13 protein-coding genes and 1 pseudogene are annotated in these 13,337 nt (G+C 64.9%); 6 read left to right on the top strand and 8 right to left on the bottom strand.

Annotation, left to right across the window (positions count from 1 at the left end):
• The first annotated feature begins 174 nt into the window (after positions 1–174).
• Both ACVILH_RS23935 and ACVILH_RS23930 read left to right on the top strand, forming a co-directional pair.
• Complete coding sequence (locus ACVILH_RS23935; protein ID WP_456715081.1) at positions 175–912, top strand: FkbM family methyltransferase; 738 nt, start codon at positions 175–177, stop codon at positions 910–912.
• A gap of 687 nt (positions 913–1,599) precedes the next feature.
• Positions 1,600–1,761, top strand: coding sequence for a hypothetical protein (locus tag ACVILH_RS23930; protein ID WP_456715080.1), 162 nt, complete (start codon positions 1,600–1,602; stop codon positions 1,759–1,761).
• 82 nt (positions 1,762–1,843) lie between these two features.
• Here the strand turns inward: ACVILH_RS23930 and ACVILH_RS23925 are convergent, their stop codons facing one another.
• Together ACVILH_RS23925 and ACVILH_RS23920 are read right to left on the bottom strand one after the other, a co-directional pair.
• Complete coding sequence (locus ACVILH_RS23925) at positions 1,844–2,053, bottom strand: hypothetical protein (RefSeq protein ID WP_456715079.1); 210 nt, start codon at positions 2,051–2,053, stop codon at positions 1,844–1,846.
• A 131-nt stretch (positions 2,054–2,184) separates the two neighbouring features.
• On the bottom strand, positions 2,185–2,658 hold the full coding sequence (locus tag ACVILH_RS23920; protein WP_456717057.1) for a hypothetical protein: 474 nt from the start codon (positions 2,656–2,658) through the stop codon (positions 2,185–2,187).
• A gap of 1,379 nt (positions 2,659–4,037) precedes the next feature.
• On the opposite strand from ACVILH_RS23920, the gene ACVILH_RS23915 reads away from it, so the two are divergent.
• Both ACVILH_RS23915 and ACVILH_RS23910 read left to right on the top strand, forming a co-directional pair.
• Positions 4,038–4,193 carry a hypothetical protein gene (locus ACVILH_RS23915; RefSeq protein WP_006613581.1) on the top strand — a complete coding sequence of 52 codons (156 nt, stop codon included), beginning with the start codon at positions 4,038–4,040 and terminating at the stop codon, positions 4,191–4,193.
• Positions 4,194–4,452: 259 nt separating this feature from the next.
• Positions 4,453–4,725 carry a hypothetical protein gene (locus ACVILH_RS23910; protein ID WP_456715078.1) on the top strand — a complete coding sequence of 91 codons (273 nt, stop codon included), beginning with the start codon at positions 4,453–4,455 and terminating at the stop codon, positions 4,723–4,725.
• Positions 4,726–4,739: 14 nt separating this feature from the next.
• Here the strand turns inward: ACVILH_RS23910 and ACVILH_RS23905 are convergent, their stop codons facing one another.
• From ACVILH_RS23905 to ACVILH_RS23895, 3 genes are all read right to left on the bottom strand, one after another.
• Positions 4,740–5,114, bottom strand: a complete 375-nt coding sequence (locus ACVILH_RS23905) for a PRC-barrel domain-containing protein (protein ID WP_456717056.1) — start codon at positions 5,112–5,114, stop codon at positions 4,740–4,742.
• 78 nt (positions 5,115–5,192) lie between these two features.
• A complete protein-coding gene (locus ACVILH_RS23900; RefSeq protein WP_456715077.1) occupies positions 5,193–5,360 on the bottom strand; it encodes a hypothetical protein in 168 nt (55 codons plus the stop codon).
• A gap of 23 nt (positions 5,361–5,383) precedes the next feature.
• Positions 5,384–5,614, bottom strand: coding sequence for a DUF6894 family protein (locus tag ACVILH_RS23895; RefSeq protein ID WP_456715076.1), 231 nt, complete (start codon positions 5,612–5,614; stop codon positions 5,384–5,386).
• A 213-nt stretch (positions 5,615–5,827) separates the two neighbouring features.
• Here ACVILH_RS23895 and ACVILH_RS23890 point away from each other — a divergent pair, with 213 nt between their 5' ends.
• Positions 5,828–6,841, top strand: a complete 1,014-nt coding sequence (locus ACVILH_RS23890; RefSeq protein ID WP_456715075.1) for an SDR family oxidoreductase — start codon at positions 5,828–5,830, stop codon at positions 6,839–6,841.
• Positions 6,842–6,855: 14 nt separating this feature from the next.
• Here the strand turns inward: ACVILH_RS23890 and ACVILH_RS23885 are convergent, their stop codons facing one another.
• From ACVILH_RS23885 to ACVILH_RS23875, 3 genes are all read right to left on the bottom strand, one after another.
• On the bottom strand, positions 6,856–6,987 hold the full coding sequence (locus tag ACVILH_RS23885) for a hypothetical protein (protein ID WP_277996588.1): 132 nt from the start codon (positions 6,985–6,987) through the stop codon (positions 6,856–6,858).
• Positions 6,988–7,022: 35 nt separating this feature from the next.
• Positions 7,023–7,217: a hypothetical protein gene (locus ACVILH_RS23880; protein WP_456717055.1), complete on the bottom strand. Its 195-nt coding sequence runs from the start codon at positions 7,215–7,217 to the stop codon at positions 7,023–7,025.
• A gap of 227 nt (positions 7,218–7,444) precedes the next feature.
• Positions 7,445–7,690 (bottom strand): hypothetical protein, encoded by a 246-nt coding sequence (locus tag ACVILH_RS23875; protein WP_456715074.1) that lies wholly within the window; start codon positions 7,688–7,690, stop codon positions 7,445–7,447.
• A 263-nt stretch (positions 7,691–7,953) separates the two neighbouring features.
• On the opposite strand from ACVILH_RS23875, the pseudogene ACVILH_RS23870 reads away from it, so the two are divergent.
• Positions 7,954–13,294 (top strand): annotated as a pseudogene (locus ACVILH_RS23870) (HAMP domain-containing protein); the annotation flags it as partial.
• Between the last annotated feature and the right edge of the window lie 43 nt (positions 13,295–13,337).

The following is a 13,337-nucleotide window of genomic DNA, read 5'->3' as shown; positions in this document are numbered from 1 at the left end:
GCCGCTCGCCCTCGCCGTCGCCTCGTCCCCGCCACGCCTTGCCATTGTGACGCCACGGTACCGCCCCGCCCCGCGTTCATGTCTGACTATGTCCAGCTCCGGCGGGATGGACGTGCAAACACCTCTCGCCGTCCTGGACCAACGTGGCTTGAGAACCAATCTCGGAGGGCAGCCTTGGCGAAGCACGAAGCATCTCGGTTTCTGGTCAGGCTGCTGCGCTCGCGCTTGCGCGACCATCGGACCGAGCTGGCCGAACTGCGTCGCCACATCCGGCCGGGCGACATCGTCTGCGACGTCGGCGCCAACAAGGGCAGCTTTCTGTATTGGCTGGCGCGGTGGTCGGCGCCTGGGCGGGTGATCGCCTTCGAGCCGCAGCCGGATCTCGCGCAAGGCCTGACGCGGCTGTGCAGCCAGTTCGCGCTCGACAACGTCGTGATCGAGCCGCGCGCCGCCTATTCCTGCACCAGCCGCAAGACGCTGTTCGTGCCCGAGGGCCATCAGCCCGGGGCATCGCTGCTGCAACCCGCCGAGCGGTCGAAGCCGATCGCCGTGCAGACCGTCGCGCTCGACGATTATTTGCCTGCGACCGGACATGTCTCCGCGATCAAGATCGACGTCGAAGGCGCCGAGCTCGACGTGCTGCGCGGCGCCGAGCGCACCTTGCGCCGCTGCCGGCCGCTGCTCGTGGTCGAATGCGACCGCCGCCTCGCGACGCTCGACCGCGTGAGGCAGACCTTCGCGCTGCTGCTCGGCCTCGGCTATCGCGGCGAGTTCCTGGATCGCGGCCGGCTGCTGCCGCTGTCGGCCTTCAATCCCGACATCCACCAGCGCGCCGACGGCGAGTGGTTCTGGAAGCGCAAGGACTATTGCAACAACTTCGTGTTCAGGAGCGTCGACGCGCACGCCTCGTGAGCGACGGCTGTTGCCTGTGAGTAAAGGCCGCGGCCGCCGTCATGGCCAATTGTCCGAATAGTCCAACCCGAACGCTCACTGCCAGTCCGCGTGAGGTGGCTCTTATCGGGTCTGGTGCCCGTGGCTGCGCCTCACCCCAGCCCTCTCCCCGTGAGAACGGGGAGAGGGAGCGCACCGACATCGCCGCGCCGACCTTCGTCCCGGTCTCCAATAACAACATGCTCATGGCCGATGTGCAGCGTCGCCCCTCGGCGTCAGACCCTCACGGTGAGGGGCGCCGACTTCGGCGCGTCTCGAACCATGAGGCCCCCGCGAGGATCACCGAGCCATCTGCATCACAAAACGCCCGGAACAGCCGGTCGAAACCATTTCCCTCTCGGCATGAAAACGTCCTGAAACACGGCGCCGGCATCCTTCCCTCATCGCATTGACCACTGGGGGATCGCCGATGTCCGCGCTGCTGAGCTTCATCTTCGAATCCTACTGCCTGAGCTGCCGCGCGATGTTTCCCGAGCTCGACGCCGGCCGTTTGCCTCAGGCGGAATGATCAACGCTTTCGGCCGCCCGCGGCCGCGAGAACGGCAAGGGCCCCCGGCCCCCCATTAAGCTTTCCTCTTCAGCTTAACGTCGGCTTCCATTTGACGCCGGCCCCCTTCATCCGCCACGTCGTGGCGATGGAGCTTTGACATGTTTGAATTGGTTGTTTTGACCGCCACCTGTTGCATTGCCGCCGTTGCCGTCGTGACCTTCTATCAGCGTCGCCAGGACGTCCTGTACGGCCCCTACATCGAGGACATCGCCAGCAGCCCGGCGCTGCGCGACGAGGGGATCGAAGCCTCCTCGTCTTGATCCCACGGCACGCATCCGCGAAGGGCCGCGCCTGCACGAGATCCCTCGCGGCCTCAGCCAAGGCATCGCCGCGCGTCGGCCGTCACAGGCTGCGGCCGTGCCCGTCATTGATCAGCGCGTCGAGCCGGTCGGGGCTGATGCTCTGGCCGCCGGGCGTCTGGATGCTGACGCAGGCGGCGCCGAGCCGCAGATAGGTGTTGGCCGTGAGCAGCGCGTCCTGCGCGCTGCGGCACCGGATGGTGGCGATCGCGTTGATGTTCTCGGCACGGACGGTGAACGACGCGGCAGCCATGAAGAGCCCGTGTGCTTCGATCGGCAGGGTGAAGCCGAAGCTTATGCAGCGGGCTCGGACGGTCTCATTGAGCTGGATCAAACGGCCTGCGCCCCGCCGGCCGGACACCACCTCGTGCCGCAGCTCCTGGCTCAGCCCCGATTCAGCGACAGGCTGATGCGGGTCACGATGCCGTCCCAGTCGCGCTCCCAGGCGCGGGGATAGTTGATCAGCACGCAGTGCACGTAGCCGCCGGCGAAGTTGCAGCGATTGTACCACACATAGTCGCCCTTGTAGCTCGACACCGCGAAGAAGCGCGAGGTCACCCGCTTGTACTGGATGTTCGGCGGCGGGTTCTTCCTGGCGAGGAACCGGGCCGGCGAATCGCCGGCGTCGTTGGCGGCCGACTGCACCGTCAGATTGGCGCGGCCGTCGGAGGTCTGGAAGCGCTGGCCGTAGCCGTCGGGCCGGCCGGCGGTGTCGCTAAAGATCGAGGCGGGAATGTCGACCGAGGTGCCGGTCTCCGGAATGCGATAGGTGGTCCAGCGCACCGGCTCGGCCTGCGCGGCGGCGCTCCAACTGGCGGCAAGGGTCAGAAGCGCGAAAGCCCTGATCATCGAGGTCATGGTCATCGTCCCGAACGGCATGGAAAGACTCGAGGCTAGCCCGTCTTCGCGGCCCTGCGAAGGCAAGCCGCCAGTCTCGCGCGGAGAACGCGCAGCACCGCCGGGAGGTTCATGATCGGCGACATTCCTCCCGCCGACCGCACCCGACTCACTCGGCCGCGCGGTGGGCGTCCAAGCGGACGCGCGGTCGTCGACGGCCTCGGGCGCGCCCCACACGGATGCGCCGTCAACGCCGTTTTGCCAGCAGGATCAGCCATCTCGCCGCCCTCACGCGGATCGCTGAGAGATTTCGCTTGCTATTTTTCCGAATTTCGGAAATGATGCAGCCGTCCCGTCCTCATGAGAGGGGCGCTTCGCGATCGTCACGAACGTGGAGGGCGGGATGCGGTGGCCGCCATCTGTTGCAGCGTGCTTCGATGCGCGCGGACGAACGGCAGGTGGCGGACGTGAAGACGCGTGGTCCTGGCGCCCCGACGCTGGCGCTAAGCCTTTGGGTGATGATGATCCCGCAAGGCGACGGTGGCTAAACAGCCGGACACCGAGGAGAGCGCGAGATAAGCGTGAAAACCATCGTGCAGGGAATTCCGGGATTGCCCGGCTCGACCTGTGGTGACTGCCGCCTGCTTTGTTTTCTGCAGGCGGGCCATGGGTTGCGGCCAGCGCCCGGCATTCCCTGCGCCCTCTCTCTTCGATGAGGGTCTCTCCTTTCAAAGACCCGGGCCTTGAGCGCCGCGGGAGCGATCATGGTTGCCTGTGACATATCCGTCATATCCGATGCCCGATATCGGCTGTGGTCGCGGCAGCGCCGGGCTTTGACGTCGATGATTGTGCGGCCGTTGTTTGACAGGGGCATCCACAGCGCGATGGCGCCGGCGAGCTTCCGGGGCTGTCGACCATATGATACCGGTCATGTCATCGATGCCGGCGCGCGAGCGGCGGATCTGCCACAGGCGTTAAGCTTTCGCCACATATCGGACGGGCACGAGGTGACCGCGCCGAATACTTCGAGTTGCTTTTGCAACCGGACCGCTGGCGCCCCCGTCCCCGAGATCAGCGCGCGGTGCGCGCCCTCAGAAACACAGTCCCACCCTGGAATTAAGCATAAAACGAGCGCCGCGCCGTTGCAGCAACCTGCCCATTTCATTCGACAGCCATGACGTGCAACAATACTGACCGCAACTTCATCAACCTCCGATTTATTTTACTCATCTTTTACTTTCCTCAACTTCGCCCCAAATTTTGCACGATGCTGGGTTCCACTTTCATAATTAGAACTCTTCTCGGGCCCTACAAAATGGCGGTCCCAGAACGGGGTCTAATAGCCTCCGATATACTTTCATCCCTCACTCCGTCTTCGTTTCGCGTACAGAGGTCCAACAATGACAACCCTGACAAAGGCTCTCCCGACCCACATCGAAGAGACCCGCATCGACTCCGAGAAGCTGCGGACGATCCTGATGCTGTGCGCCGCCACGGCGTTCGGCTTCTTCCTTCACTCGACCTACGGTCTCGATCTCAGCTACGCCTTCTTCTGATTAGATCAGCGGGCCGGTGTTGCCGGCACTGGCTCTTCATTGCAGGACGCGATGATCGTCCTTTCCGGCTCGCGGGGTCATGGATCCGCCCCGCGCGTCGTCTTCCCCGAGTGTCGCGCGAAGATCACAGTGAGTGTCGCCACCACCGACCTGATCGCGTTTTTGCACAGCCTGGCCGCGCCGCTCCCACAATTTCGCCGCGACCACGCGCGACGCTCGACAGTGTAAAGAGTTCGCTTGGTTGAGGACGAGTAGCGTGATGCGTTCGCCAGTCTATGATCTCTACCAGATGAAGCAGGATCGCTTGCCGAAGGGCGCCCGCTCGGCGTGGCTGCGGACGCGGCCCAACGAGCCGCCGCCCGCGGCTGATGACTGGATCTTCGTCGGCAAGGAGCGGCATCCGAGCCGCTGGACCATTGCCGAGATGAACGAGAAGGGCACCTGCTACCGCGAGATTCCGATCTGGCTGTCGAGCCGGCGCAGCATGATGGCATCGGCGTCCGACAGCGCCGTGCAGACGCCGGCGGCCTGAGGCAGCGCGGACCGCTAGGCCAGCCTCACGCCGTAATAGTCGTCGATCTTGCGGCCGGTCGCGAGGTCGCCCCAGTCCCACTCGCGCTCGTCGGAATATTTCGGCGCGCCGCGCAGCTGCTCCTCGGTGACCCCGGTGACATAGCCGCCGAGCCGCGTGTCGTATTTCAGCGACTGCCATGGCAGCGGATAGTGCTCGTTGCCGAGCCCGAGAAAGCCGCCGAAGGCGAGCACCGCATAAGACACCCGGCCGCTGAGCTTGTCGATCATCACCCGCTCGATCGTGCCGATCTTGTTGTCGTCGGCGCCAAAGACCGCCGTCCCCTCGACCTTGTCGCTGCCGATCAGATTGCCATATTCACGACGGTCGAGCATGGATGTGTCGAGCATGGACGTCATGTCAGCCTCCTTTGGTTGAAACGAAGAACGTGTTTCCACAAAGCGGCGTTCCGCGCTGTTGTTGTCGCATCACTCCGATCCCGACGAAGAGCTTCCCTGCTCTTCCGGATCACGCGTCGCCTCATGCGTCGGCGATTGGGGCGATGTGGTCTGGTGGGCGCGTTGAGCCCGGTCCTTGTCCGCCGGCTGCTCCTCGCCGCGTCCGGTCCTGACGATACCCTGGTCGTGCTGTGCCATCGGAGTCTCCTGTTCGATTTTAGCTAGTGAAGGACATCGAGCGGAACGCGGCAGATCTCGTCCCCCTCCTCATTGGTCACCAGCACCGCGTAGTTCTGATTGCGCAGCTCCGGATGATCGGCGACCAGCTGCCGCGCGATCACGTCGGCCGAGTCCATCGCCTCGACGTCGCCGGGGAGCTCGACATAGCGCTCGTTGGCGATCGGCTCGCTGTTCGTCAAATCAAAGTGATAGAACGGCATCGTCCTGCCCATGCTCCTTCCGCGGCGGCCAAAAGCAAGCTTCAGCGCCAACCGCCGACGTTGCGCATTCGCAGACGACGCGGGCAGACGGCTTTCGTTCCCCGACCGCAGCGCCTGAGCCAATCCGTCACAACCCCGCCAGCCGAGAGCCGCCTCCCTTTTGCAAATCGGGACGAACGTTCACCGCCGACGCTCGTTGTCGACAACCCCAAGAGGAGCAAACGCATGGCAGACGATCGCAGTTCTTCGATATCCCGCCGCCAGATGGTCGGCGGCACTGCGACCCTCGCGGCCGCTTCATTGACGACAGCCGCAGCGAAAGGACGTGAGACGATGGCCGAAGATTCCAGGACCGCCGAACGGCTGGTCGACCCGACCGACAAATACCCGAAGCCGCCGTTCGAGCGACAGTCGCAGCCCTGGCCGGGTCTTGCGAGCAAGATGTCTCCGCGTCCCGATCACGGCGAGACCAGCTACAAGGGATCAGGACGGCTGGCGGGGCGCAAGGCGCTGATCACCGGCGGCGACTCGGGCATGGGCCGGGCGGCCGCCATCGCCTATGCCCGCGAGGGCGCCGATGTCGCCATCAACTATTATCCGACCGAGGAGCCGGACGCCCAGGAGGTCATCGCGCTGATCCAGGCCGAGGGACGCAAGGCGGTGGCGATTCCGGGCGACCTGCGCGACGAGCGCTTCTGTCAGCAATTGGTCCAGCAGGCGGTCGACGCCCTCGGCGGTCTCGACATCGTCGTCAACAACGCCGCACGACAACAGGCGCGTCCATCGATCCTCGACGTCTCCTCGGAGGATTTCGACGCCACGATGAAGACGAACATCTACGCCCCGTTCTGGATCATCAAGGCCGCCCTGCCCCACCTCAAGCCCGGCTCGGCCATCATCGGCACCTCGTCGGAGCAGGCCTATGATCCATCGGCTGACCTGTATGACTACGCGCAGACCAAAGCCGCCACGATGAACTACGTGAAGTCGCTGGCCAAGCAGCTCGGGCCGAAGGGCATCCGCGTCAACGCGGTGGCTCCCGGCCCGATCTGGACGCCGCTGCAGGTTTCCGGCGGAGCGACGATGGAGAAGCTGGAGAAGTTCGGCGGGCAGACCCCGCTTGGACGCCCGGGCCAGCCGGCGGAGCTGGGCTCGATCTACGTGCAGCTCGCTGCCGCCGACGCGAGCTACGCCAATGGCCAGGTCTATGGCTCCTCGGGAGGGTCCGGGCAGCCCTGAGGCTGCCCGCTTGCTCAGATGCGGGTGACAGGCTGCGGAAGCGAATAAGCTTCCGTATGCACCTGGCGGATGGTCGTGAACGCCGCGACCGCGGAGGCGACGCTAAAGGCGGTCAGCAGCGCAATGAGAACGGTACGGGGGGTCATTGGACGCTCCTCCATTCGGGTTCATTGCTCGGGGATCATTGATCGCGGCGCACAATCCCACTGCGCTCGACCGGCGCGATCTCGCCGTCGAGCCAGTCCTGCTGAAGCGCGAGTGCGCGCCAGCCCTGGGCCATGCGCTGGAAACGACGAAAAGCTGGCTCTCCCTGCGCGCGCTCGGCGAGCTGGAGACAATTATCAGCGTTCTCGCGGAAAAGATCTGATTGCTTCATCCAGATGAGGTGGTCATCGCGGCACGCGGCTGCAACGGCCTTACGTGAGTTTAATGTCGCGGTGAGTTCCGGCGGGCACTCAGCCGCGACTATACGGCAACTAATATGCTCTTCAGCGACCACCCTGCCTCTGCTGGTCGCGAGGCCGCACCCCGCTGTTGCTCTCCGGCATTTTGTCCCGGCCCTGGTCACCATTGTCATCCCGCCCTCCCGATGACGAGGTACCGCTACCGCTCGGGTTTCCCGTCGCGGTGCTGGTGGCCGGTGCGGACCGTGGGTTGGCGGAACTTGCCGCGGGATCGCCTGTCACGGAACCAGGACCGCTCGGCTGGCCCGATTGAGCAAACATTGCCGTCGCGGTCAGCAGCACGGTCATGGCTGCAAAGCTGGCGCACGAGATGTTCTTCATGAATTCCTCCTCCGCTGACAAGCGGCCCCGGCCTTCCCTGTTCCAACGGATCGACGCTCGACATTCCCCCTCCAGAATCTTTGGAACGTTACGCCGGGATCGGAGTTGAGCCGCTTGTGCCAGCAGATGCGGGTTCCATTTGCCGATGAAAACGGCGTCGATCTTGATTTGAGTAGTTGCGGCGGCTTCTATGCTGCTGCCTATGAGACTCAGACGATTGCTGCCGGACCGCCTGCGACGGGGGAACTTATGAGTGATATTGAAGCTGCTGCTGGTCCGATGTCCGTGCGTCAAGGGTTCGGCCATCACGGCAACGGCGCTGGGCCGGCGGATGCCAGCCAGGATCTGCTCCGCGCCCTGCAGGCCATGCGCTCCGGCGATTTCTCCGTCCGCATGAGCGGCGACTATCTCGGTATCGACGGCAAGATCGCCGACACGTTCAACGAGATCATCGCCGCCAATGAAAGGATGGCGCAGCAGCTCGAACGCGTCGGTCAGGTCGTCGGCCGCGAGGGCAAGACGCGCCAGCGTGTGAGGTTCGGCATTGCCAGCGGCTCGTGGGCCGACATGGAGAGCTCGATCAATACGCTGATCGACGATCTGCTCTGGCCGACCCGCGAGGTGACACGCGCAGTCGCCGCGGTGGCCCAAGGCGATCTGCTGCAGACCGTGAAGCTCGACGTGGACGGCCGGCCGCTCGGCGGCGAGTTCCTGCAGTCGGCGACCATCGTCAATACGATGATCAAGCAGCTCAGCGTCTTCACCTCCGAGGTTACCCGCGTGGCACGCGAGGTCGGCACCGAGGGTAAGCTCGGCGGTCAGGCGCAGGTTCCCGAGGTCACCGGCGTCTGGAAGGACCTCACCGAGAGCGTCAACTCGATGGCCAACAACCTGACGGGCCAGGTCCGCAATATCGCCGAGGTGACGATCGCGGTGGCCAATGGCGACCTGTCGAAGAAGATCACCGTCGACGTCCGCGGCGAGATCCTGCAGCTGAAGGAGGCCATCAACACGATGGTCGATCAACTGCGCTCGTTTGCATCTGAAGTGACGCGCGTTGCTCGCGAGGTCGGCACCGACGGCAAGCTCGGTGGTCAAGCCATCGTTCCCGGGGTCGCCGGCACATGGAAGGATCTGACGGACTCCGTCAACGCGATGTGCGGCAATCTCACCGCGCAGGTCCGCAACATCGCCAACGTTACCACGGCCGTGGCGCGCGGCGACCTCTCGCGCAAGATCACGGTCGACGTCCGCGGCGAGATCCTCGAGCTGAAGGACACCATCAATACGATGGTCGATCAGCTCAATGCCTTCGCCTCCGAGGTGACGCGCGTGGCGCGCGAGGTCGGCACCGAGGGCAAGCTGGGTGGCCAGGCACAGGTGCCCGGCGTCGCCGGCACCTGGAAGGATCTCACCGACAACGTCAACTTCATGGCGTCCAACCTGACGGCACAGGTCCGCAACATCGCCGACGTGGCAACCGCGATCGCGAGCGGCGACCTGTCGAAGAAGATTACGGTCAACGTGTCCGGCGAGATTCTTCAGCTGAAGGAAACGCTGAACACGATGGTCGACCAGCTCAACGCCTTCGCCGGCGAGGTGACGCGCGTCGCCCGCGAGGTCGGCACCGAGGGGCGGCTGGGCGGACAGGCCAACGTGCTCGGCGTCGCCGGCACCTGGAAGGACCTGACCGAGAGCGTCAACTCGATGGCGTCGAACCTGACGGCCCAGGTACGCAACATCGCCGAGGTGACGACCGCGGTGGCGAACGGTGACTTGTCGAAGAAGATCACCGTCGATGTGCGCGGCGAGATCCTCGAGCTGAAGGACACCATCAACACGATGGTCGATCAGCTCAACGCCTTCGCGGGCGAGGTGACGCGCGTGGCGCGCGAGGTCGGCACCGAAGGCAAGCTCGGCGGCCAGGCCATGGTACGCGGCGTCGCCGGCACCTGGAAGGACCTCACCGACAGCGTCAACTCGATGGCCTCCAACCTGACCGGTCAGGTGCGCAACATCGCGGAGGTCGCGACCGCCGTGGCCAAGGGCGATCTGTCCAAGAAGATCACGGTGAACGTGTCAGGCGAGATCCTTCAGCTGAAGGAAACGCTGAACACGATGGTCGACCAGCTCAACGCCTTCGCCGGCGAGGTCACCCGCGTGGCGCGCGAGGTCGGCACCGACGGCAAGCTCGGCGGCCAGGCGGAGGTTCCCGGCGTCGCCGGCACCTGGAAGGACCTCACCGACAGCGTCAACTCCATGGCCGGCAACCTGACGGCGCAGGTCCGCAATATCGCGGAGGTGGCCACCGCCATTGCCGGCGGCGATCTCTCGCGCAAGATCACCGTCGACGTGCGCGGCGAGATCCTGAGCCTGAAGGAAACGCTGAACACGATGGTCGATCAGCTCAACCGCTTCGCGGGCGAGGTGACGCGTGTCGCGCGCGAGGTCGGCACCGAAGGACGGCTCGGCGGCCAGGCCAACGTGCCCGGCGTCGCAGGCACCTGGAAGGATCTGACCGACAGCGTCAACTCGATGGCCGGCAACCTGACCGCCCAGGTCCGCAACATCGCCGAGGTGACGACGGCCGTGGCGCGCGGCGACCTGTCGCGCAAGATCACGGTCGACGTGAAGGGCGAGATCCTGGAGCTGAAGAACACCATCAACACGATGGTCGATCAGCTCAATGCCTTTGCCTCCGAAGTGACGCGCGTGGCCCGCGAGGTCGGCACCGAGGGCAAGCTCGGCGGCCAGGCCGAGGTGCCGGAGGTCGCCGGCACCTGGAAGGACCTCACCGACAGCGTGAACTTCATGGCGTCGAACCTGACGGCGCAGGTCCGCAACATCGCCGAGGTCGCGACCGCCATCGCGGGCGGCGATCTGTCGAAAAAGATCACCGTCGACGTCCGCGGCGAGATCCTGCTGCTCAAGGATACCTTGAACACGATGGTCGAGCAGCTCCGCTCGTTCGCGGCCGAAGTGACGCGCGTCGCGCGCGAGGTCGGCACAGAAGGCCGGCTTGGCGGTCAGGCGGTCGTGCCCGGCGTCGGCGGCACCTGGAAGGATCTGACAGACAACGTCAACCTGCTTGCGGCGAACCTGACCACGCAGGTCCGCAACATCGCCGAGGTGACCACTGCCGTGGCGCGCGGCGATCTCTCGCGCAAGATCACCGTCGACGTGAAGGGCGAGATTCTCGAGCTGAAGAACACCATCAACACGATGGTCGATCAGCTCAACGCCTTTGCCGGCGAGGTCACGCGCGTCGCCCGTGAAGTGGGTACGGAAGGCAAGCTCGGCGGCCAGGCGCAGGTGCCCGGCGTCGCCGGCACCTGGAAGGACCTCACCGACACCGTCAACTTCATGGCGGCCAATCTGACCGAGCAGGTCCGCGGCATCGTCAAGGTCGTGACCGCGGTCGCCAACGGCGATCTCAAGCAGAACCTGACCGTGAAGTCGAAGGGCGAGGTCGCGGCTCTCGCCGAGACCATCAACAACATGACCGAGACGCTCGCGACCTTCGCCGACCAGGTCACCAGCGTCGCGCGCGAGGTCGGCGTCGAGGGCCGGCTCGGCGGCCAGGCCAACGTGCCCGGCGCGGCCGGCACCTGGAAGGACCTCACCGGCAACGTCAACCTGCTCGCGGCCAATCTGACTTCGCAGGTGCGCGCGATCGCGGAGGTCGCGACCGCCGTGACAAAGGGCGACCTCACCCGCTCGATTCAGGTCGATGCGCGGGGCGAGGTCGCCGAGCTCAAAGACAACATCAACACGATGATCACCAACCTCCGGCTCACGACCGATCTCAATACCGAGCAGGACTGGCTGAAGACGAACCTCGCGAAGTTCACCAACATGCTGCAGGGGCAGCGCGACCTGACCACCGTCGGGCGTCTGCTGCTGACTGAGCTGACCCCTCTCGTGAATGCGCATCGCGGCGTGATCTACCAGGTCGAGAACGAGTATACGCCGCAGCTCCGCCTGCTGGCCTCCTACGCCAATGACGGCGTCTACCCGCATCGCCAGCTGGTCCAGTTCGGTGAGGGCCTGATCGGGCAATGCGCCATCGACAAGCGCCAGCGGCTGATCGCCGAAATCCCCTCCGACGTCATCCCGGTCGGATCCGCCCTGCTCCGCGCCGTCCCGAAGAACCTCGTCGTGCTTCCCGTGCTGTTCGAGAACCAGGTCAAGGCCGTGATCGAGCTGGCATCCCTCAGCCCGTTCACGACCTCGCAGATGACATTCCTCGAGCAGCTCACCGACTCCATCGGCATCGTGCTCAACTCGATCGAGGCGACGATGCAGACCGAGGGCCTGCTCAAGCAATCCCAGCAGCTCGCCGCCGAGCTGCAGGCCCAGCAGCGCGAGCTGCAGCAGACCAACGAGCAGCTCGAGCAGAAGGCCCAGCAGCTCGCCGAGCGCAACGTCGAAGTCGAGCGCAAGAACCAGGAGATCGAGCAGGCCCGCCGCGCGCTCGAGGAGAAGGCGACCGAGCTCGCCCTGACCTCCAAATACAAGTCCGAGTTCCTGGCGAACATGTCGCATGAGCTGCGTACGCCGCTCAACAGCATCCTGATCCTCGGCCAGCAGCTCACCGAGAACCCTGACGGCAATCTCACGCTCAAGCAGGTCGAATTCGCCCGCACCATCCACGGCGCAGGCACCGACCTTCTGAACCTGATCAGCGATATCCTCGATCTTTCCAAGATCGAGTCCGGCACCGTCACGGTCGATGCGGAGGAAATCCTCACCGCCAACCTGCTGGACACCGTCGGACGCCCGTTCCGGCACGAGGCGGAAAACCGCCTGCTCTCCTTCAACATCGATGTCGATCCGACGCTCGCGCGCAGCATCGTCACGGACTCCAAGCGCCTGCAGCAGGTCTTGAAGAACCTGTTGTCGAACGCCTTCAAGTTCACTGCCGAAGGCGGCGTCCGGCTGAAAGTCTCGGGCGCCCTCGGCGGCTGGAGCGCCGAGCACCCCGTCCTCAACAATGCGCCGGCGGTGATCGCCTTCGAAGTCTCGGATACCGGCATCGGCATTCCACAGGACAAACAGAAGCTGATCTTCGAGGCCTTCCAGCAGGCCGATGCGGGCACCAGCCGCAAATATGGCGGCACGGGCCTTGGGCTCGCGATCAGCCGTGAGCTGGCGAACCTGCTCGGCGGCGAGATTCATCTCCGCAGCGCGCCCGGCAAGGGCAGCACCTTCACGCTCTATCTGCCGCTGAAATATTCCGGCCCGGCAACTGCCCCGCGTATCAGCCCGGCGACGCCTATTCCCTATATCCAAACCCCTGCGCTGCAGTCGGCGGCCGCGCCGGAGCGCGTCATCGAGCAGCTTGCGGACGATCGCCTCAATCTGGCAGCCGGTGACACGATCCTCCTCATCGTCGAGGATGATCCGCATTACGCGCGCGTGCTCATCGATCTCGCCCGCGACAAGGGCTTCAAGGTCCTGGTCGCCAGCCGCGGCGCCGAAGCGCTGGATCTCGCCAAGCAATATCAGCCCGCCGCGATCTCGCTCGACGTGTTCCTGCCGGACATGCTCGGCTGGACCGTGCTGAGCCAGCTCAAGCACAATCCGCTGACGCGGCATATTCCCGTTCAGATCATCACGCTCGACGAAGACAAGCAGCACGCGTTGGCGCGCGGGGCCTTCTCGTTCGTCAGCAAGCCGACCACGACGGAAGGCGTCAGCGCGGCGCTGTC

It is taken from the genome of Bradyrhizobium sp. USDA 4353 (assembly GCF_054063215.1).
The sequence above is the reverse complement of the archived record's forward strand: the minus strand, read 5'-3'. Positions and strand labels throughout refer to the sequence as shown.